The 18,292-nt window shown below is 58.3% G+C and carries 13 protein-coding genes and 4 tRNA genes; all 17 read left to right on the top strand.

The annotated features are described in order from the left end of the window. The first annotated feature begins 128 nt into the window (after positions 1-128). A tRNA-Tyr gene (locus tag BI364_RS12760) sits at positions 129-213 on the top strand. Between the two features lie 43 nt (positions 214-256). Continuing rightward, positions 257-330 (top strand) — tRNA-Gly (locus BI364_RS12755). 37 nt (positions 331-367) lie between these two features. After that, a tRNA-Thr gene (locus tag BI364_RS12750) sits at positions 368-443 on the top strand. Positions 444-518: 75 nt separating this feature from the next. After that, positions 519-1,709: an elongation factor Tu gene (gene tuf, locus BI364_RS12745; RefSeq protein WP_070079064.1), complete on the top strand. Its 1,191-nt coding sequence runs from the start codon at positions 519-521 to the stop codon at positions 1,707-1,709. Positions 1,710-1,776: 67 nt separating this feature from the next. Continuing rightward, positions 1,777-1,852 (top strand) — tRNA-Trp (locus tag BI364_RS12740). 54 nt (positions 1,853-1,906) lie between these two features. Further along, positions 1,907-2,284 carry a preprotein translocase subunit SecE gene (gene secE, locus BI364_RS12735; protein ID WP_070079075.1) on the top strand — a complete coding sequence of 126 codons (378 nt, stop codon included), beginning with the start codon at positions 1,907-1,909 and terminating at the stop codon, positions 2,282-2,284. A 2-nt stretch (positions 2,285-2,286) separates the two neighbouring features. Continuing rightward, positions 2,287-2,817, top strand: coding sequence for a transcription termination/antitermination protein NusG (nusG, locus tag BI364_RS12730; RefSeq protein ID WP_070079074.1), 531 nt, complete (start codon positions 2,287-2,289; stop codon positions 2,815-2,817). A gap of 72 nt (positions 2,818-2,889) precedes the next feature. After that, on the top strand, positions 2,890-3,321 hold the full coding sequence (rplK, locus tag BI364_RS12725) for a 50S ribosomal protein L11 (RefSeq protein ID WP_070079073.1): 432 nt from the start codon (positions 2,890-2,892) through the stop codon (positions 3,319-3,321). Position 3,322: 1 nt separating this feature from the next. After that, complete coding sequence (gene rplA / locus BI364_RS12720; RefSeq protein ID WP_070079072.1) at positions 3,323-4,018, top strand: 50S ribosomal protein L1; 696 nt, start codon at positions 3,323-3,325, stop codon at positions 4,016-4,018. A 225-nt stretch (positions 4,019-4,243) separates the two neighbouring features. Beyond that, entirely contained in the window at positions 4,244-4,774 is a 531-nt protein-coding gene (gene rplJ / locus BI364_RS12715; protein ID WP_070079071.1) for a 50S ribosomal protein L10, read from the top strand. A gap of 44 nt (positions 4,775-4,818) precedes the next feature. Then, positions 4,819-5,193: a 50S ribosomal protein L7/L12 gene (rplL, locus tag BI364_RS12710; RefSeq protein WP_070079070.1), complete on the top strand. Its 375-nt coding sequence runs from the start codon at positions 4,819-4,821 to the stop codon at positions 5,191-5,193. A gap of 306 nt (positions 5,194-5,499) precedes the next feature. Next, complete coding sequence (gene rpoB, locus BI364_RS12705; protein ID WP_070079069.1) at positions 5,500-9,582, top strand: DNA-directed RNA polymerase subunit beta; 4,083 nt, start codon at positions 5,500-5,502, stop codon at positions 9,580-9,582. A gap of 78 nt (positions 9,583-9,660) precedes the next feature. Beyond that, positions 9,661-13,902 (top strand): DNA-directed RNA polymerase subunit beta', encoded by a 4,242-nt coding sequence (rpoC, locus tag BI364_RS12700; RefSeq protein ID WP_070079068.1) that lies wholly within the window; start codon positions 9,661-9,663, stop codon positions 13,900-13,902. 120 nt (positions 13,903-14,022) lie between these two features. Then, on the top strand, positions 14,023-14,397 hold the full coding sequence (rpsL, locus tag BI364_RS12695; RefSeq protein WP_070079067.1) for a 30S ribosomal protein S12: 375 nt from the start codon (positions 14,023-14,025) through the stop codon (positions 14,395-14,397). Between the two features lie 42 nt (positions 14,398-14,439). Then, positions 14,440-14,910 (top strand): 30S ribosomal protein S7, encoded by a 471-nt coding sequence (gene rpsG / locus BI364_RS12690; RefSeq protein ID WP_070079066.1) that lies wholly within the window; start codon positions 14,440-14,442, stop codon positions 14,908-14,910. Between the two features lie 18 nt (positions 14,911-14,928). After that, complete coding sequence (fusA, locus tag BI364_RS12685; RefSeq protein ID WP_070079065.1) at positions 14,929-17,028, top strand: elongation factor G; 2,100 nt, start codon at positions 14,929-14,931, stop codon at positions 17,026-17,028. A 56-nt stretch (positions 17,029-17,084) separates the two neighbouring features. Continuing rightward, positions 17,085-18,275, top strand: coding sequence for an elongation factor Tu (tuf, locus tag BI364_RS12680; RefSeq protein WP_070079064.1), 1,191 nt, complete (start codon positions 17,085-17,087; stop codon positions 18,273-18,275). Positions 18,276-18,292 lie beyond the last annotated feature (17 nt).

The raw sequence follows: 18,292 nt of genomic DNA, 5'->3' as shown, positions 1-18,292 counted from the left end.
GTCGATGAGGCAAGTGGCCCCGATCATCTATATCAAGGCGCATATTATCAGACTTTGAAATGACATAAGCATGCGTCCAGGCGGTTGACAAACACCCGCCAATTGACGAGAATTTCCGCCTTTGTTTTGGAGGGGTTCCCGAGCGGCCAAAGGGGGCAGACTGTAAATCTGCTGGCTCAGCCTTCGGAGGTTCGAATCCTCCCCCCTCCACCAACAGTTCTGCTTGGCCGCGAATGGTCGCGAGACGGTTCTGCAGGCGGGTGTAGTTCAATGGTAGAACCTCAGCCTTCCAAGCTGATGACGTGGGTTCGATCCCCATCACCCGCTCCATTAGGTTTGGGCTGGCTGAGTCAGGTGTATGAAGATCGCCCATATAGCTCAGTCGGTAGAGCACTTCCTTGGTAAGGAAGAGGTCACCGGTTCAAATCCGGTTATGGGCTCCATATTTTAGTGCAGTCGTGTAACGCCGCTGCGTGTGTCTTGAATCGATGTCAGTCGTGGAAACTGGGGTGCTTTAGATGGCCAAGGAAAAGTTTGAGCGTAAGAAGCCGCATGTAAATGTGGGAACGATCGGTCATGTTGATCATGGTAAGACGACGCTGACGGCGGCGTTGACGAAGGTGATGGCGGAGAAGCACGGCGGTTCGTTCAGTGCGTACGACCAGATAGACAAGGCACCGGAAGAGCGTGCTCGCGGGATCACGATTGCGACGGCGCACGTGGAATACGAATCTGATGCACGTCATTACGCGCATGTGGATTGCCCTGGTCACGCGGACTACGTGAAGAACATGATCACGGGTGCGGCGCAGATGGACGGCGCGATCCTGGTGTGTTCGGCTGCGGACGGTCCGATGCCGCAGACGCGCGAGCACATCCTGCTGGCGCGCCAGGTGGGTGTTCCGTACATTGTCGTGTTCCTGAATAAGGCCGACATGGTTGACGACGCCGAGCTGCTTGAGCTGGTTGAGATGGAAGTGCGCGACCTGCTGTCCTCATACGATTTTCCGGGTGACGACACCCCGATCGTGACGGGTTCGGCGCTCAAGGCGCTGGAAGGCGACACGAGCGAAATCGGAGTGCCGGCGATTGAAAGGCTGGTGGCCGAGATGGACAGTTACATCCCGGAGCCCGAGCGCGCGATAGACGGCGCGTTTTTGATGCCGATTGAGGACGTATTCTCGATATCGGGTCGTGGCACGGTGGTGACGGGTCGTATTGAGCGCGGCATTGTTAAGGTCGGCGACGAAGTTGAGATCGTGGGGCTGCACAACACGACCAAGACCACAGTGACGGGCGTAGAGATGTTCCGCAAGTTGCTGGACCAGGGTCAGGCGGGCGACAACGTAGGTGTGTTGCTGCGTGGTACCAAGCGCGAGGAAGTGGAGCGCGGTCAGGTACTGTGCAAGCCGGGTTCGATCAAGCCGCACACCAAGTTTGATGCGGAAGTCTACGTGCTGTCGAAGGAAGAGGGCGGTCGTCACACGCCGTTTTTCAATGGATATCGGCCGCAGTTTTACTTCCGTACGACGGACGTGACCGGATCGGTGGACCTGCCTGAGGGCACGGAGATGGTGATGCCGGGCGACAACGTTGCGGTGAAGGTATCGCTGATTGCGCCGATTGCGATGGAAGAGGGTCTGCGCTTCGCGATACGCGAAGGCGGCCGTACCGTCGGTGCCGGCGTCGTCGCCAAAGTCATCGAGTAAGTCGAAGCAGTAAACCGCGATGTCGGCGCGCCGGATTTGTGGGTTTTGTCGGCATCGCGGGTGAATTAGGCCAGTAGCTCAATTGGCAGAGCAGCGGTCTCCAAAACCGCAGGTTGGGGGTTCAAGTCCCTCCTGGCCTGCCATATTCATTGGGTCTGACGGTTCGTCCGGCCCTTATTTTGGATGTCAGGCATAGCATGGCTGAAAAGGCCGCTTCAGGGGGGTCCGCCCTCGATACAGTGAAGTTAGTGATTACGTTGTTGTTGCTGGCCGTTGGTGTCGGAGGGTTTTATTACTTCGCACACGAAATGCTGGTTGTGCGCGTAATGGGTCTATTGGTGGTCGGGGGTATCGCCGTTGGCGTATTTCTGACCAGCGCACGAGGGCGGGAAGTCTGGGGTTTTCTTCAGGGTTCGCGGACCGAAGTGCGCAAAATGGTGTGGCCGTCACGCGCGGAAACCACTCAGGTGACCTTGGTCGTTGTCGGTATGGTGCTGGTCATGGGGGTGTTCCTGTGGCTGCTTGACACCCTTCTCGGCTGGGTTGTTAAGCATTTGATGGGATACGGGAGCTGAGCATGTTGCGTTGGTACGTAGTGCACGCGTATTCCGGTTTTGAGCAGCAGGTCAAACGCGCCATTGAGGAACGTGTGATCCGAGCTGGCATGGAAGACCGCTTCGGGCAGATTTTGGTGCCGACCGAAGAGGTCGTGGAGATGCGTGAGGGTCAGAAGCGCCGCAGTGAGCGCAAATTCTTTCCTGGGTATGTACTCGTGCAAATGGATATGAGCGAGGAAACCTGGCATTTGATCCGTGCAGTGCCCCGGGTACTTGGCTTTATCGGTGGCACGCCGGATCGTCCTTCTCCGATCACGGAGAAGGAGGCGGATGCCATCCTTAACCGCATTCAGGAAGGCGTCGAAAAACCACGACCGAAGGTGTTGTTTGAGGTGGGCGAAGTTGTACGCGTCACCGAAGGACCCTTCAACGACTTCAATGGTGTGGTGGAAGAGGTCAATTACGACAAGAGTCGCCTGTTGGTCGCGGTACAGATATTCGGCCGCTCGACACCTGTCGAGCTCGATTTCCATCAGGTTGAAAAGGTATAGGGCGCGCGCTCCTGCGCGTTCATAGACGTCATTCGGGGAGCCGTGAGGCGCTAGCACCCGAAGGAGAAAGAAATGGCAAAGAAGGTAACGGGTTATATCAAATTGCAGGTGGCGGCTGGTCAGGCCAATCCGAGCCCACCGGTAGGTCCGGCGCTGGGCCAGAAAGGCGTCAATATCATGGAATTCTGCAAGGCATTCAATGCCCAGACGCAAAACGTCGAGGCGGGTCTGCCGTTGCCGGTCGTGATTACGGTTTATTCCGACCGCAGCTTTACCTTCATCACCAAGACACCACCCGCTGCGGTTCTGCTCAAAAAGGCGGTTGGCATCCCCAAGGGCAGCAGTACGCCCAATACCGTCAAGGTCGGTACGGTTACGCGTGAGCAGCTCGAGGAAATCGCGAAGACCAAAACGCCGGATTTGACCGCGGCCGATCTGGATGCCGCAGTGCGCACGATCGCCGGCAGTGCCCGGTCGATGGGCCTGAACGTGGAGGGGGTGTGAAATGGCTAAGTTGAGCAAGCGCATGCAGGCGATCCGGAGCAAGATCGAGCCAGGCAAGAATTACCCACTGGATGAGGCATTGGCGCTGATTATGTCTTCTGCGCAGGCTAAATTCGCAGAATCGATCGACGTTGCCGTGAATCTGGGCGTCGACCCACGTAAGTCGGATCAGGTAGTGCGTGGTTCTACCGTGCTGCCCAACGGCACTGGCAAGACGGTTCGTGTCGCGGTGTTCACACAGGGCGCGAATGTTGAAGCCGCGCGTGCCGCAGGCGCAGACAAGATCGGCATGGATGATCTGGCCGAGGAGGTCAAGGCTGGTAATTTGGATTTCGACGTGGTGATCGCAAGCCCGGATGCTATGCGCGTGGTGGGTCAGCTTGGACAGATTCTCGGTCCGCGTGGTCTGATGCCGAATCCGAAGGTTGGTACGGTGACGCCAGATGTGGCAACCGCTGTAAAGAATGCCAAGGGTGGCCAGGTTCGCTACCGTACCGATAAGGCTGGCATCATTCATTGCAGTATCGGCAAGGCTGGCTTCGAAGTGGAAGCGCTGGCCGGAAATCTCAATGCACTGATGGCCGATCTGATCAAGGCCAAGCCCTCGACTTCCAAGGGTATTTATATTAAGCGCGTCACCATTTCGTCGACTATGGGACCTGGTATCCCGGTTGATCAGAGTTCGCTGGCGGTTTAATGCCAGCGAGGCTGCGGCAGGACGCTGCGGCCGGACTGTACAGGACGTACATCGTCCCAGACCGCAGGTGCCTCTTGGGGCTTAATGGTGATAATGCCTGCGTAGACGATGTAACCCGAGTCAAAGACATGCTTGGGGCATCGTAGGTGCTTCACCCCTTGTTAGGGGTGGGGTCTGTTGTTGTAGACGGTGAGGCAATTTTGCCCCCCGAGCAGGAGAGGTATCGTGGCACTTCATCTGGAAGACAAGAAACGCGTCGTTTCGGAAGTTGCCGCGGTGGCTGCGGGTGCGTACTCCGCGATTGCCGCGGAGTACCACGGTCTATCCGTGGAACAACTGACCGAATTGCGCAGCAAGGCGCGCGCGGGCGGTGTGTATCTACGGGTGGTGAAGAACACCCTGGCGCGACGTGCGCTCAAGGGAACCGACTTCGAGTGCCTGGATGAGGCGCTTGTGGGTCCGCTGTTGCTGGCGTTTTCCCAGGAAGACCCAGGTGCGGCGGCGCGCGTTCTCAAGGACTTCGCCAAGACCAACGACAAGTTCAAGGTCAAGATGCTAGCCATAGGCGGCAAAGCGCTTGGTCCGCATGAACTCGATCGGCTTGCAAGCCTGCCGACGTACGACCAGGCCATCAGTCTGCTGATGGCGGTCATGCGTGCACCGCTTGACAAATTTGCAAGGACTCTCAATGAGGTCCCGGGCAAGTTGACGAGAACGGTGGCGGCGATACGTGATCAGAAACAGGCTTCGGCCTGACACCTTTGTGTTTTGATTCGGGTAGATTGACTGGAGATATAGAAATGGCAGTTTCCAAAGAAGACATCCTCGATACGATTTCGAACATGACCGTGCTGGAGGTCGTTGACCTGATCTCCGCCATGGAAGAGAAGTTCGGCGTGTCCGCCGCGGCAGCCGTAGCGGCTGCCCCTGCGGGTGCTGGCGAGGCCGCTGTGGTTGAAGAGAAGACCGAGTTCGATGTGGTCATGTCCAGCTTCGGCAGCAACAAGGTTGGCGTCATCAAGGTTGTGCGTGCACTTACCGGTCTGGGCTTGAAAGAGGCCAAGGACATGGTTGAAGGTGTGCCGTCAACCGTCAAGGAAGCCGCCTCCAAGGACGAGGCAGAGAGCATCAAGAAGCAGCTCGAAGAGGCCGGTGCCGCTGTCGAACTTAAGTAATCGTCCGGTTCGCGAATTGCGCGAATCGTGCGCTTTCAATCGGGAGGGCTGGCGATGATTTCATCGCCGGCCTTTTCCTGTTTGCGCGCACAGCAGACCTAATGCCGATGCGCCCTGACTGCAACTGCGGGGTGGGTGCGACGGGAGAGGGTCAGAGCCGTGATGTGGCATGGGCCGATCACAGCGCGGCGTGACAGGGATGGTCGTTTCGTCACACGGGGCGGTGCCAAGGCACCGTGATCAGGCACCCAGGCCGGGGTGGGCTGATCGTTCGCCCGAGACTTGATTTGGTAGTGAGGAATCGCGATGGCGTACAGTTACACCGAAAAGAAGCGTATTCGCAAGGACTTTGGCAAGCAGCCCCAGATTCTTGAGGTGCCTTATCTGCTGGCGACCCAGCTCGATTCGTATCGCCAGTTCTTGCAGCTCGACACTGCGCCTGATACCCGCAATGAGGTGGGTTTACATGGCGCGTTTAAATCGGTGTTCCCGATCCGCAGCTACTCCGAGAACGTCGAGCTGGACTATGTGCGCTATCGCCTAGGCGAGCCCGTCTTCGACGTCAAGGAGTGTCAGCTTCGTGGTCAGACCTACGCGGCACCGTTGCGTGTGCTGCTGCGGCTGGCCATATACGACAAGGATGCGCCGGCGGGTGCCCGCGTGATCAAGGACGTGAAGGAGCAAGAGGTCTACATGGGCGAATTGCCCCTCATGACCGAAAATGGCACCTTTGTGATCAATGGCACGGAGCGAGTGATCGTATCGCAGTTGCACCGTTCGCCGGGCGTGTTCTTCGACCACGACAAAGGCAAGACCCACTCCTCGGGTAAATTGTTGTTCAGCGCTCGCGTGATTCCTTACCGCGGCTCCTGGCTGGATTTCGAATTCGACCCCAAGGACAGCGTGTTTGTACGCATCGATCGGCGCCGCAAGTTGCCGGCCACTATTCTGCTGCGCGCCTTGGGCTATGACGACGAACAAATTCTCGATATGTACTTCGAGAAGGTTGCCGTGTCGCGCACGAAGGAAGACGGCTACAGCATTGAGCTGGTGCCTGAGCGCCTGCGTGGCGAGACCGCGGTGGCTGACATCATGGTCGATGGTAAGGTATTGGTCGAGGGGGGCCGCCGCGTCAGTGCCCGGCACGTCAAGCAAATGGAGGCGGCTGGCCTCAAGCGTTTGGATGTGCCAGAGGAGTACCTCATCGGCAAGGTGTTGGCACACAACATCGTCGATGAAGACACGGGCGAACTGCTTGCCAAAGCCAACGCGGAATTGACTGCCGATGTACTCAAGACCCTGCGTGAGGCCGGCATTGCCAGCTTCAACCTGATTTACACCAATGAACTGGATCAGGGGCCTTACGTTTCCAGCACGCTGTCGCTTGATCCGACGGCGAGCCAGTTGGAGGCGCAGGTCGAAATTTACCGCATGATGCGCCCAGGCGAGCCACCAACCAAGGAAGCGGCACAGAACCTCTTCGAGAGCCTGTTCTTCAGCGCCGACCGCTACGATCTCTCGTCCGTCGGACGGATGAAGTTCAATCGCCGTGTCGGCCGCGATGAGATTGTGGGTCCAGGCGTGTTGACCAACGAGGACATCACCGATGTGCTCAGGACGCTGATCGATATCCGCAATGGCAACGGTACCGTCGACGACATCGATCATCTGGGCAACCGTCGCATTCGCAGTGTCGGGGAAATGGCTGAGAACGTCTTCCGCGTCGGCTTGGTCCGTGTGGAGCGAGCGGTCAAGGAACGTCTGACAATGGCTGAAAGCGAAGGCTTGATGCCGCAGGAAATTATCAATGCCAAGCCGGTGGCTGCCGCGATCAAGGAATTCTTTGGTTCCTCGCAGTTGTCACAGTTCATGGATCAGAACAATCCACTGTCCGAAGTGACGCACAAGCGACGTATCTCTGCGTTGGGTCCGGGTGGCCTGACCCGCGAGCGTGCTGGCTTCGAAGTGCGTGACGTGCATCCGACTCATTACGGTCGCGTTTGCCCGATCGAGACGCCGGAAGGCCCGAACATCGGTCTGATCAACTCACTGGCTCTGTACGCGCGGACCAATGAGTACGGCTTCCTGGAGACACCTTACCGCAAGGTTGCGGATGGCAAGGTGACGGACCATATTGACTACCTCTCGGCCATTGAGGAAAGTCAGTACGTCATCGCGCAGGCCAACGCACGTATCGACGGCTCTGGCCAATTTGTGGATACGCTGGTGTCCTGCCGACATCTCAACGAATTCGCGATGTCCACGCCCGACAAGATCGAGTATATGGACGTCTCGCCCAAGCAGATCGTTTCGGTCGCGGCGGCGTTGATCCCATTTCTTGAGCATGACGATGCTAACCGCGCACTGATGGGTTCGAACATGCAGCGTCAGGCGGTGCCCTGCCTGCGTGCCGAGAAGCCGCTGGTTGGCACCGGGGTGGAGCGTATCGTGGCCATGGACTCCGGCTCGACGGTCAAGGCCCGCCGTGGCGGTATGGTTGACTCGGTCGATGCCGCGCGCATTGTGGTGCGTGTGAATGACGATGAAACCGTGCCAGGCGAACCTGGTGTGGACATCTACAACCTGACCAAGTACACGCGTTCCAACCAAAATACCTGCATCAATCAGCGTCCGCTGGTCAATCCGGGCGACGTCATCGAGCGCGGCGACGCGCTGGCCGATGGCTCATCCACGGATATGGGCGAACTGGCGTTGGGGCAGAACATGTTGGTCGCCTTCATGCCTTGGAATGGCTACAACTTCGAGGATTCGATCCTGATCTCGGAGCGTGTGGTGCAGGAAGATCGCTTCACCTCGATCCATATTGAGGAACTGACCTGCGTTGCCCGCGACACCAAGCTTGGGCCGGAGGAAATAACCGCCGACATCCCGAACGTGAGTGAGGGCCTGCTCAGCAAGCTGGATGATTCCGGTATCGTTTACATTGGGGCCGAAGTGCGTCCGAGCGACATCCTCGTCGGCAAGGTCACCCCCAAGGGCGAGACTCAGTTGACACCTGAGGAAAAGCTGCTGCGTGCAATCTTCGGCGAAAAGGCTTCCGACGTGAAGGACACTTCCTTGCGCGTGCCCTCGGGCATGGAAGGTACGGTCATCGACGTGCGTGTGTTCACGCGCGACGGCGTCGACAAGGACAAGCGTGCCTTGGCTATCGAGGAAGATGAGCTGGAGCAGGTGCGTAAGGATCTGAAGGATCAGTTGCGCATTTATGAAGATGACGTCTACAGCCGCGTTGAGCGTCTGTTGATCGGAAAGATCGCCGAGGGCGGCCCGGACAAGCTGGAAGCGGGCGCGAAGGTGGCTAAATCCTACCTCGCTGGGCTGGCTCGGGAGAAATGGTTTGAGATCCGCATGCGCAGCGAGGAGGTGAACGTTCAGCTCGAGACGTTGCGTGCGCAGATCGAAGCCCAGCGCGAAGCCTTCGAGGTAAAGCTGCGTGAGCAGCGCACCAAAATTACCCAGGGCGACGATCTTGCACCCGGTGTGCTTAAGATGGTCAAGGTTTATCTGGCGGTGAAGCGCCGGATGCAGCCCGGTGACAAGATGGCAGGTCGCCACGGTAACAAGGGTGTGGTCTCGATGATCGTGCCGGTCGAAGATATGCCGCACACGGAGGCTGGCGAGCCGGTCGACATCGTGCTTAACCCGCTTGGTGTGCCATCACGTATGAACGTGGGGCAGGTGCTTGAAACCCATCTCGGCTGGGCAGCCAAGGGGCTCGGCCGCAAGATCGGACGTATGGTCGAGGCCAAGGCGAAGGTCGATGAGCTCCGCAGTTTCCTAGACAAGGTCTACAACACGGGTGCCTCGCAGCAGGTTGATTTGGCCGCGCTGACCGATGAGGAAGTGCTGAGACTTTCCCGTAACCTGACCAGCGGCGTGCCGATGGCTACCCCGGTGTTCGACGGTGCGGCCGAGGATGAGATCCGGGCCATGTTGCGACTGGCCGATCTGCCAGAATCAGGGCAGACCATGCTGTTCGACGGCCGAACCGGTAACACCTTCGAGCGTCCGGTCACGGTGGGCTACATGCATATGCTCAAGCTGAATCACCTTGTCGACGACAAGATGCATGCGCGCTCCACTGGGCCTTACAGCCTGGTCACCCAGCAACCGCTGGGCGGAAAGGCGCAGTTTGGTGGTCAGCGTTTCGGTGAGATGGAAGTCTGGGCGCTCGAGGCGTACGGCGCGGCATACACCCTGCAGGAAATGCTCACGGTCAAGTCTGACGACGTGACCGGCCGTAACAAGATGTATAAAAACATCGTGGATGGCGAGCATCGCATGGAGGCTAATATGCCGGAATCCTTCAATGTGTTGATGAAGGAAATTCGCTCGCTGTGTATTGATATCGAGCTTGAACAGGACTGACGGGTTGGCATCCGAGCGAGGGGTTCCCCCTCGCTCGACCAGGGCAGCACTGTAAGATTTTGCGAGGCAGCTTAGACGATGAGAGACCTACTGAATATTCTTAAGCCCAAGGGCCCCGCGGATGACTTCGACGCCATCCGCATCGGTTTGGCATCACCCGACCTGATACGCTCGTGGTCCTACGGCGAGGTCAAGAAGCCCGAGACGATTAATTACCGCACCTTCAAACCCGAGCGTGATGGCCTGTTCTGCGCCAAAATCTTCGGGCCTGTGAAGGATTTCGAATGCTTGTGCGGTAAGTACAAGCGCCTCAAGCATCGTGGCGTGGTTTGCGAAAAATGCGGCGTTGAGGTCACCCAGGCGAAGGTGCGCCGTGAGCGTATGGCGCATATTGAACTGGCCAGCCCGGTTGCGCATATCTGGTTCCTGAAGTCCTTGCCGTCTCGTATCGGGCTGCTGCTCGACATGACGCTGCGCGATATTGAGCGCATCCTGTATTTTGAGGCCTTTGTGGTCATCGATCCGGGCATGACCACACTGGAACGTGGTCAGCTGCTTTCCGACGAGGCCTATCTCGAGGCGATTGAGGAGCATGGCGACGAATTCGATGCCCGTATGGGCGCGGAGGCCGTACTTGAACTGCTCAAAAGCCTTGATCTGAATGGCGAGACCGTGCGTCTGCGCCAGGAAATGATCGATACCAACTCCGAGACCAAGCTCAAGCGTGTATCCAAGCGTCTCAAGCTGATCGAGTCCTTCCTTGAGTCCGGGAATAAGCCCGAGTGGATGATCCTCACGGTGCTACCGGTGCTGCCGCCAGACCTGCGTCCGCTGGTGCCGCTGGACGGCGGGCGCTTTGCGACCTCCGATTTGAACGATCTGTATCGCCGCGTGATCAACCGCAATAATCGTCTCAAGCGACTGCTCGAACTGAATGCGCCGGATATCATCGTGCGCAACGAGAAGCGCATGTTGCAAGAGGCGGTTGATGCACTGCTCGACAACGGTCGTCGCGGTCGTGCGATCACGGGTACGAACAAGCGTCCGCTCAAGTCGCTCGCCGACATGATCAAGGGCAAGCAGGGTCGCTTCCGTCAGAACCTGCTGGGCAAGCGCGTCGATTATTCCGGGCGATCGGTTATTGTGGTGGGCCCCACGCTGAAGCTACATCAGTGCGGACTGCCCAAGAAGATGGCCTTGGAGCTGTTCAAGCCATTCATTTTCGGCAAGCTCATTCGTCGCGGTCTAGCCACCACGATCAAAGCTGCCAAGAAGTTGGTTGAGCGTGAAGGGCCGGAGGTCTGGGACGTTCTTGAGGATGTAATCCGCGAACATCCGGTGATGCTCAACCGCGCACCGACGCTTCATCGTCTCGGCATCCAGGCCTTCGAGCCCGTGTTGATCGAAGGCAAGGCGATCCAGCTGCATCCGCTGGTTTGCTCCGCCTTCAACGCTGACTTCGATGGCGATCAGATGGCTGTGCACGTACCTCTGTCGCTTGAGGCGCAGCTTGAGGCGCGTAGCCTCATGATGTCCTCGAATAACATCTTATCGCCGGCGAACGGCGAGCCGATCATCGTGCCTTCGCAGGATATCGTGCTCGGTCTGTACTATATGACGCGCGACCGCATCAACGCGCTGGGTGAGGGCATGGTGTTCGCCGATAGCGCCGAAGTCCATCGTGCCTATGAAAACGGAGTTGTGGGGTTGCATGCGCGCGTTAGGGTGCGTATTCGCGAGCGGATTTTGCGCGAAGGCGGTGAGATCGAGACCGTGATCTCGGTGAAGAACACCACCGCCGGACGCGCGCTGCTCTACGATATTGCTCCGGAAGGCATGGCCTTCGAGTTATTCGACCGCGACATGACCAAGAAGGCGATTTCAAGCCTGATTAACGCCTGCTATCGCCAGCTCGGGCTCAAGGCCACGGTTATCTTTGCTGACCGACTGATGTACACCGGCTTTCACTATGCGGCGCGTTCCGGCGTGTCCTTCGGTGCCGACGACATGGTCGTGCCCGAACAAAAGACGGAGCTGCTGGCGGCTGCTGAAGCCGAAGTGACGGATATCGAGGATCAGTACGCCACAGGTTTGGTGACCAAGGGCGAGCGATACAACAAGGTCATCGATATTTGGTCGCGCGCCAACGACCAGATTGCCAAGGCGATGATGGAAAAGCTCGGTACCGACGACGTCATTGGTACCGATGGTAAGGTGCTCAAGCAGAAGTCGTTTAACTCCATTTATATGATGGCTGACTCTGGAGCGCGTGGTTCGGCTGCGCAGATTCGCCAGCTCGCGGGTATGCGCGGCTTGATGGCCAAGCCTGATGGCTCGATCATCGAGACGCCGATCACCGCGAACTTCCGCGAAGGTCTGAACGTGCTGCAGTACTTCATCTCGACCCACGGCGCGCGCAAGGGCTTGGCGGATACCGCGTTGAAGACTGCGAACTCCGGTTATCTGACCAGGCGTTTGGTCGACGTGGCGCAGGACGTGGTGGTCACAGCAGTCGATTGCGGCACCACCGGCGGCATCGTGATGACGCCGATCATCGAGGGTGGTGACGTGGTCGAGGCACTGCGTGAGCGCGTGTTGGGCCGTGTCGTGGCACACGATGTGCTTCAACCCGGTACCGATACGGTCCTGGCGCCTGCCGGCACCCTATTGGACGAGCGTTGGTGCGACCAGTTCGAAGAGGCGGGTGTCGATGAGGTGCGCGTGCGTTCTGCGATCACCTGCGAAACCCTGCATGGCGTCTGCTCGATGTGCTATGGACGTGATCTGGCGCGCGGGCATGCCGTCAATATCGGCGAATCGGTGGGTGTCATTGCCGCACAATCGATCGGCGAGCCCGGCACACAGCTGACCATGCGGACCTTCCATATCGGCGGCGCTGCCAGTCGTTCGGTGGCCGCGAGCAACATTCAGGTCAAGGCCAAGGGCGTAGTGCGCTTGCACAACATCAAGCTGGTCGAGCACCACAACGGAAATCTAGTTGCGGTCTCGCGGTCTGGCGAGCTCGGTGTGGTCGACGAGATGGGGCGCGAGCGCGAGCGCTACAAGGTGCCCTACGGCGCGACGATTTCTACCAAGGAAGGTGCAGAGGTCGAGGCCGGCGAAATTACGGCGACCTGGGATCCGCATACCCACCCGATTGTCACGGAAGTGAACGGTCGTGCCCGCTTCCATGATTTCGTCGATGGCGTATCGGTGGTTAAGCAAACAGACGAGGTCACCGGGCTGAGCGCGACGGTGGTCACCGATCCGAAATCTCGTGGTAACGCCGGTAAGGATCTGCGTCCGTCGATCCGCTTGGTTGATGATGATGGCAGCGATCTCATGCTCGCCGGAACACAGATTCCCGCAGTCTACGCATTGCCCGCGGGCTCGATCGTCAATCTTGAGGATGGCGACGAAGTCGCTGTTGGCGATGTCATTGCGCGAATTCCCCAGGAGTCATCGAAGACGCGCGACATCACGGGTGGTTTGCCTCGCGTGGCTGATCTGTTTGAGGCGCGTAAGCCCAAGGAGCCGGCGATCCTGGCCGAACGTTCGGGTACGGTCAGCTTCGGCAAGGACACGAAGGGCAAGCAGCGACTGATCATTACCCTTGAGCATGGCGACACCTATGAGGAATTGATTCCCAAGTGGCGTCAGGTCAGCGTCTTCGAAGGTGAGAAGGTCGAGCGTGGTGAAGTGATCGCCGAAGGCGAGCTCAGCGCCCATGACATCCTGCGTCTGCGTGGTATTCCTGCGCTCGCCAGCTACCTGGTGCGCGAAATCCAGGATGTCTACCGGCTACAGGGTGTGACCATCAACGACAAGCACATTGAGGTCATTATTCGGCAAATGCTGCGCAAGGTCGATATTGCGGACTCCGGTGATACTCGCTTTATCAAGGGCGAGCAGGTGGACAGGGCGCGTCTGGTCGAGGAAAACAGGCGCGTACTGGGCGACGGTAAGCAGATGGCGCAATACGAATCCGTGCTGCTGGGTATCACCAAGGCCTCGCTGGTCACAGAGTCTTATATCTCGGCGGCATCCTTCCAGGAGACCACGCGTGTGCTCACAGAGGCCGCTGTGCGTGGTGCGCGTGATGGTTTGCGCGGACTCAAGGAAAATGTCATCGTCGGCCGCCTCATCCCGGCCGGTACCGGCTTGGCGTTCCACGAGGAGCGTCGACGCAAGCGCCACATGGGCGACATGCTGGCCCTTGAGCTTGCCGCTGCAGTGGCTGGAACGGCCGAAACCAGCGAACCAGAAGAGATGGTGGATGCCTCGTCGCCCGCAGAAGGGCAGGCGCCTGCCGCAGAGTAATGCGCGATTGCACGCCCGCCACCTTGACAGTGGGCGGGCGTGCCTCTAGAATTTCGCGTCCTTCGACAGGTCGCGCCAGCGCGGCCTGTCGTTTGTTTTAAGGGTTGGAGAACCGCTTAGATGGCTACGATCAACCAGTTGGTGCGCAAGCCGCGCAAACAGAAACGGGAAAAGAGCAAGGTGCCAGCGCTTGAGGCTTGCCCTCAGCGCCGTGGTGTCTGCACCCGCGTTTATACCACCACACCGAAGAAGCCGAATTCAGCGCTCCGCAAGGTTGCGCGCGTGCGTCTCACCAGTGGTTTCGAGGTCAGCAGCTATATCGGCGGCGAGGGGCACAACCTCCAGGAGCACTCCGTGGTCCTGATTCGAGGCGGTCGCGTCAAGGATCTGCCGGGTGTGCGTTATCACACCGTACGTGGCAGCCTGGATACCCAGGGCGTGCAGAAACGTCGCCAGGCTCGATCCAAGTACGGCACAAAGCGCCCGAAGAGCTAAGCCCCACTACCCAAGTCATTCGTTAGTTGACGAGAATCGCTCATGCCCAGAAGAAGAGAAGTTCCGAAGCGCGTTGTGCTGCCAGATCCCAAGTTCGGAAGCGAGCAGCTGGCCAAGTTCATCAACTTTGTGATGGAGCGAGGGAAAAAATCCGTCGCCGAGAACATCGTCTATGGCGCGCTGGATCACATTATCAGTCGTCGTTCGGGCGATCCGCTCGAGTTTCTGGGTAAGGCACTCGACAACGTGCGCCCGCTGGTTGAGGTGAAGTCGCGCCGAGTCGGTGGTGCGACTTACCAGGTCCCAGTCGAGGTGCGTGCGGTGCGACAGAATGCCCTTGCAATGCGATGGCTGGTCGATTCGGCCCGTAAGCGTGGCGAGAAGTCGATGGCGCAGAAGCTCGCTGGTGAATTGATGGATGCCGCAGAAAGCAAGGGCGGCGCCGTTAAGAAGCGCGAAGACACGCACCGTATGGCCGAGGCCAATAAGGCTTTCGCCCACTATCGCTGGTAAGCATCGAGGTATAAGACAGTGCCACGCAAAACCCCCATCGAGCGGTACCGCAATATCGGCATCATGGCCCATATTGATGCCGGCAAGACCACCACAACCGAGCGGATACTCTTTTATACCGGTGTTTCGCACAAGATCGGCGAGGTGCATGACGGTGCCGCGACAATGGATTGGATGGAGCAGGAGCAGGAGCGCGGTATTACCATTACGTCCGCCGCGACGACCTGCTTTTGGTACGGGATGGACAAGCAGTTTCCCGAGCACCGGATCAATATCATCGATACGCCAGGACACGTGGATTTCACGATCGAGGTCGAGCGTTCACTGCGCGTACTGGATGGTGCCTGCGCTGTATTCTGCGCCGTCGGTGGCGTAGAGCCGCAGTCGGAAACTGTTTGGCGCCAAGCCAATAAATATCAAGTGCCGCGTATGGCGTTCGTCAATAAGATGGACCGCGCCGGCGCCAATTTCCTCCGCGTGATCGAGCAGATCAAGACTCGTCTTGGCGCGACCCCGGTGCCGATCCAGTTGCCGATCGGCGCGGAAGAGAATTTCAAGGGTATCGTCGACCTGCTTCGCATGCGCGCGATCTACTGGAATGAGTCCGACATGGGCATGACCTATGACGAGCGTGACATTCCGGCAGATATGGCTGATGAATGCCAGGAATGGCACGAGCATATGGTCGAAGCGGCGGCAGAAGCCGACGAAGAGCTGATGGAGAAATATCTTGAAGAGAGCGATCTCACGATAGATGAGATCCGGAAGGGCTTGCGTATGCGTACGCTGGCGAATGAAATCGTCCCGGCCATGTGCGGCTCTGCCTTCAAGAATAAAGGCGTGCAGGCGATGCTCGATTCGATCATCTACTACATGCCGTCACCGGTGGATGTGCTTGCAATCAAGGGGCATTTGGACGACGCGAACGAGACCGAATGCGAGCGTCATTCCTCTGACGAGGAGCCATTTTCCGCGCTTGCATTCAAGATCGCGACCGATCCTTATGTCGGCACGCTGACCTTCTTCCGCGTGTATTCTGGCGTGCTGAATTCCGGCGACACGGTTTATAACCCGGTCAAGGGTAAGCGCGAGCGCATTGGTCGTCTGCTGCAAATGCATGCGAATACACGCGAGGAAATCAAGGAAGTGCGTGCGGGCGATATCGCTGCGGCCGTTGGCCTGAAGGATGTCACCACGGGCGACACACTTTGCAGCACTGATCAGGTGATTACGCTTGAGCGTATGGAATTCCCTGAGCCGGTGATCTCGGTGGCGGTCGAGCCGAAAACCAAGAGCGATCAGGAGAAAATGGGTATGGCCCTGTCCAAGCTGGCGCAGGAGGATCCTTCCTTCCGCGTGCGCACGGACGAAGAGTCTGGCCAGACCATTATCTCCGGTATGGGTGAGTTGCATCTTGAAATTATCGTCGACCGCATGCGTCGCGAATTCAAGGTCGAGGCCAACGTGGGCGCGCCGCAGGTGGCTTATCGCGAGGCGATTCGCAAATCCATCGAGCAGGAAGGCAAATTCGTTCGTCAGTCTGGCGGCCGTGGACAGTACGGACATGTTTGGATACGACTGGAGCCATTAGAGCGTGGCACCGGTTATGAATTTGAGAACGCGGTGGTCGGCGGTGTTATCCCGCGCGAATACATCCCCGCGGTCGATAAGGGTATTCAGGAGCAGCTGCAAAATGGCGTGCTGGCCGGATTCCCGATGGTGGATGTCAAGGCGACCTTGTTCGACGGTTCTTACCATGATGTCGATTCATCCGAAATGGCATTTAAGATCGCAGGATCTATGGCCTTCAAGGAAGGTGCGTTGAAGGCGAATCCCGCGCTGTTGGAACCGATCATGAAGGTCGAAGTCGTGACGCCCGAGGACTATATGGGCGACGTGATGGGCGACCTCAATCGCCGCCGTGGATTGGTGCAGGGTATGGATGATGCGGCCGCAGGTAAAATCGTGCGCGCCGAAGTGCCGCTGGCCGAAATGTTTGGTTATGCAACGGATTTGCGCTCCGCTACTCAGGGACGCGCGACTTATTCGATGGAGTTTTCGAAATACGCCGAGGCGCCGAACAATGTCGCCGAGGCCGTGATCAAGAAGGCATCGTAATCCGCCGGATTCGGCATCGGTCTGATTCATCGACATTGATTTGAGAGGTAGTAGTTGTGGCCAAGGAAAAGTTTGAGCGTAAGAAGCCGCATGTAAATGTGGGAACGATCGGTCATGTTGATCATGGTAAGACGACGCTGACGGCGGCGTTGACGAAGGTGATGGCGGAGAAGCACGGCGGCTCGTTCAGTGCGTACGACCAGATAGACAAGGCACCGGAAGAGCGTGCTCGCGGGATCACGATTGCGACGGCGCACGTGGAATACGAATCTGATGCACGTCATTACGCGCATGTGGATTGCCCTGGTCACGCGGACTACGTGAAGAACATGATCACGGGTGCGGCGCAGATGGACGGCGCGATCCTGGTGTGTTCGGCTGCGGACGGTCCGATGCCGCAGACGCGCGAGCACATCCTGCTGGCGCGCCAGGTGGGTGTTCCGTACATTGTCGTGTTCCTGAACAAGGCCGACATGGTTGACGACGCCGAGCTGCTTGAGCTGGTTGAGATGGAAGTGCGCGACCTGCTGTCCTCATACGATTTTCCGGGTGACGACACCCCGATCGTGACGGGTTCGGCGCTCAAAGCGCTGGAGGGCGACACGAGCGAAATCGGAGTGCCGGCGATTGAAAGGCTGGTGGCCGAGATGGACAGTTACATCCCGGAGCCCGAGCGCGCGATAGACGGCGCGTTTTTGATGCCGATTGAGGACGTATTCTCGATATCGGGTCGTGGCACGGTGGTGACGGGTCGTATCGAACGCGGCATTGTTAAGGTCGGCGACGAAGTTGAGATCGTAGGACTGCACAACACGACCAAGACCACAGTGACGGGCGTAGAGATGTTCCGCAAGTTGCTGGACCAGGGTCAGGCGGGCGACAACGTAGGTGTGTTGCTGCGTGGCACCAAGCGCGAGGAAGTGGAGCGCGGTCAGGTACTGTGCAAGCCGGGTTCGATCAAGCCGCACACCAAGTTTGATGCGGAAGTCTACGTGCTGTCGAAGGAAGAGGGCGGTCGTCACACGCCGTTTTTCAATGGATATCGGCCGCAGTTTTACTTCCGTACGACGGACGTGACCGGATCGGTGGACCTGCCTGAGGGCACGGAGATGGTGATGCCGGGCGACAACGTTGCGGTGAAGGTATCGCTGATTGCGCCGATTGCGATGGAAGAGGGTCTGCGCTTCGCGATACGCGAAGGCGGCCGTACCGTCGGTGCCGGCGTCGTCGCCAAAGTCATCGAGTAAGTCGGCCATATTCGGCC

The sequence above is a fragment of the Acidihalobacter yilgarnensis genome, from assembly GCF_001753245.1.
GTDB classification, from domain to species: domain Bacteria; phylum Pseudomonadota; class Gammaproteobacteria; order DSM-5130; family Acidihalobacteraceae; genus Acidihalobacter; species Acidihalobacter yilgarnensis.
The sequence above is the reverse complement of the archived record's forward strand: the minus strand, read 5'-3'. Positions and strand labels throughout refer to the sequence as shown.

Excerpts from the sequence above, each read along its gene's own strand:
- tuf (WP_070079064.1), top strand. The coding sequence starts at position 519 with ATGGCCAAGGAAAAGTTTGAGCGTAAGAAGCCGCATGTAAATGTGGGA.
- secE (WP_070079075.1), top strand. The coding sequence starts at position 1,907 with ATGGCTGAAAAGGCCGCTTCAGGGGGGTCCGCCCTCGATACAGTGAAG.
- nusG (WP_070079074.1), top strand. The coding sequence starts at position 2,287 with ATGTTGCGTTGGTACGTAGTGCACGCGTATTCCGGTTTTGAGCAGCAG.
- rplK (WP_070079073.1), top strand. The coding sequence starts at position 2,890 with ATGGCAAAGAAGGTAACGGGTTATATCAAATTGCAGGTGGCGGCTGGT.
- rplA (WP_070079072.1), top strand. The coding sequence starts at position 3,323 with ATGGCTAAGTTGAGCAAGCGCATGCAGGCGATCCGGAGCAAGATCGAG.
- rplL (WP_070079070.1), top strand. The coding sequence starts at position 4,819 with ATGGCAGTTTCCAAAGAAGACATCCTCGATACGATTTCGAACATGACC.
- rpoB (WP_070079069.1), top strand. The coding sequence starts at position 5,500 with ATGGCGTACAGTTACACCGAAAAGAAGCGTATTCGCAAGGACTTTGGC.
- rpoC (WP_070079068.1), top strand. The coding sequence starts at position 9,661 with ATGAGAGACCTACTGAATATTCTTAAGCCCAAGGGCCCCGCGGATGAC.
- rpsL (WP_070079067.1), top strand. The coding sequence starts at position 14,023 with ATGGCTACGATCAACCAGTTGGTGCGCAAGCCGCGCAAACAGAAACGG.
- rpsG (WP_070079066.1), top strand. The coding sequence starts at position 14,440 with ATGCCCAGAAGAAGAGAAGTTCCGAAGCGCGTTGTGCTGCCAGATCCC.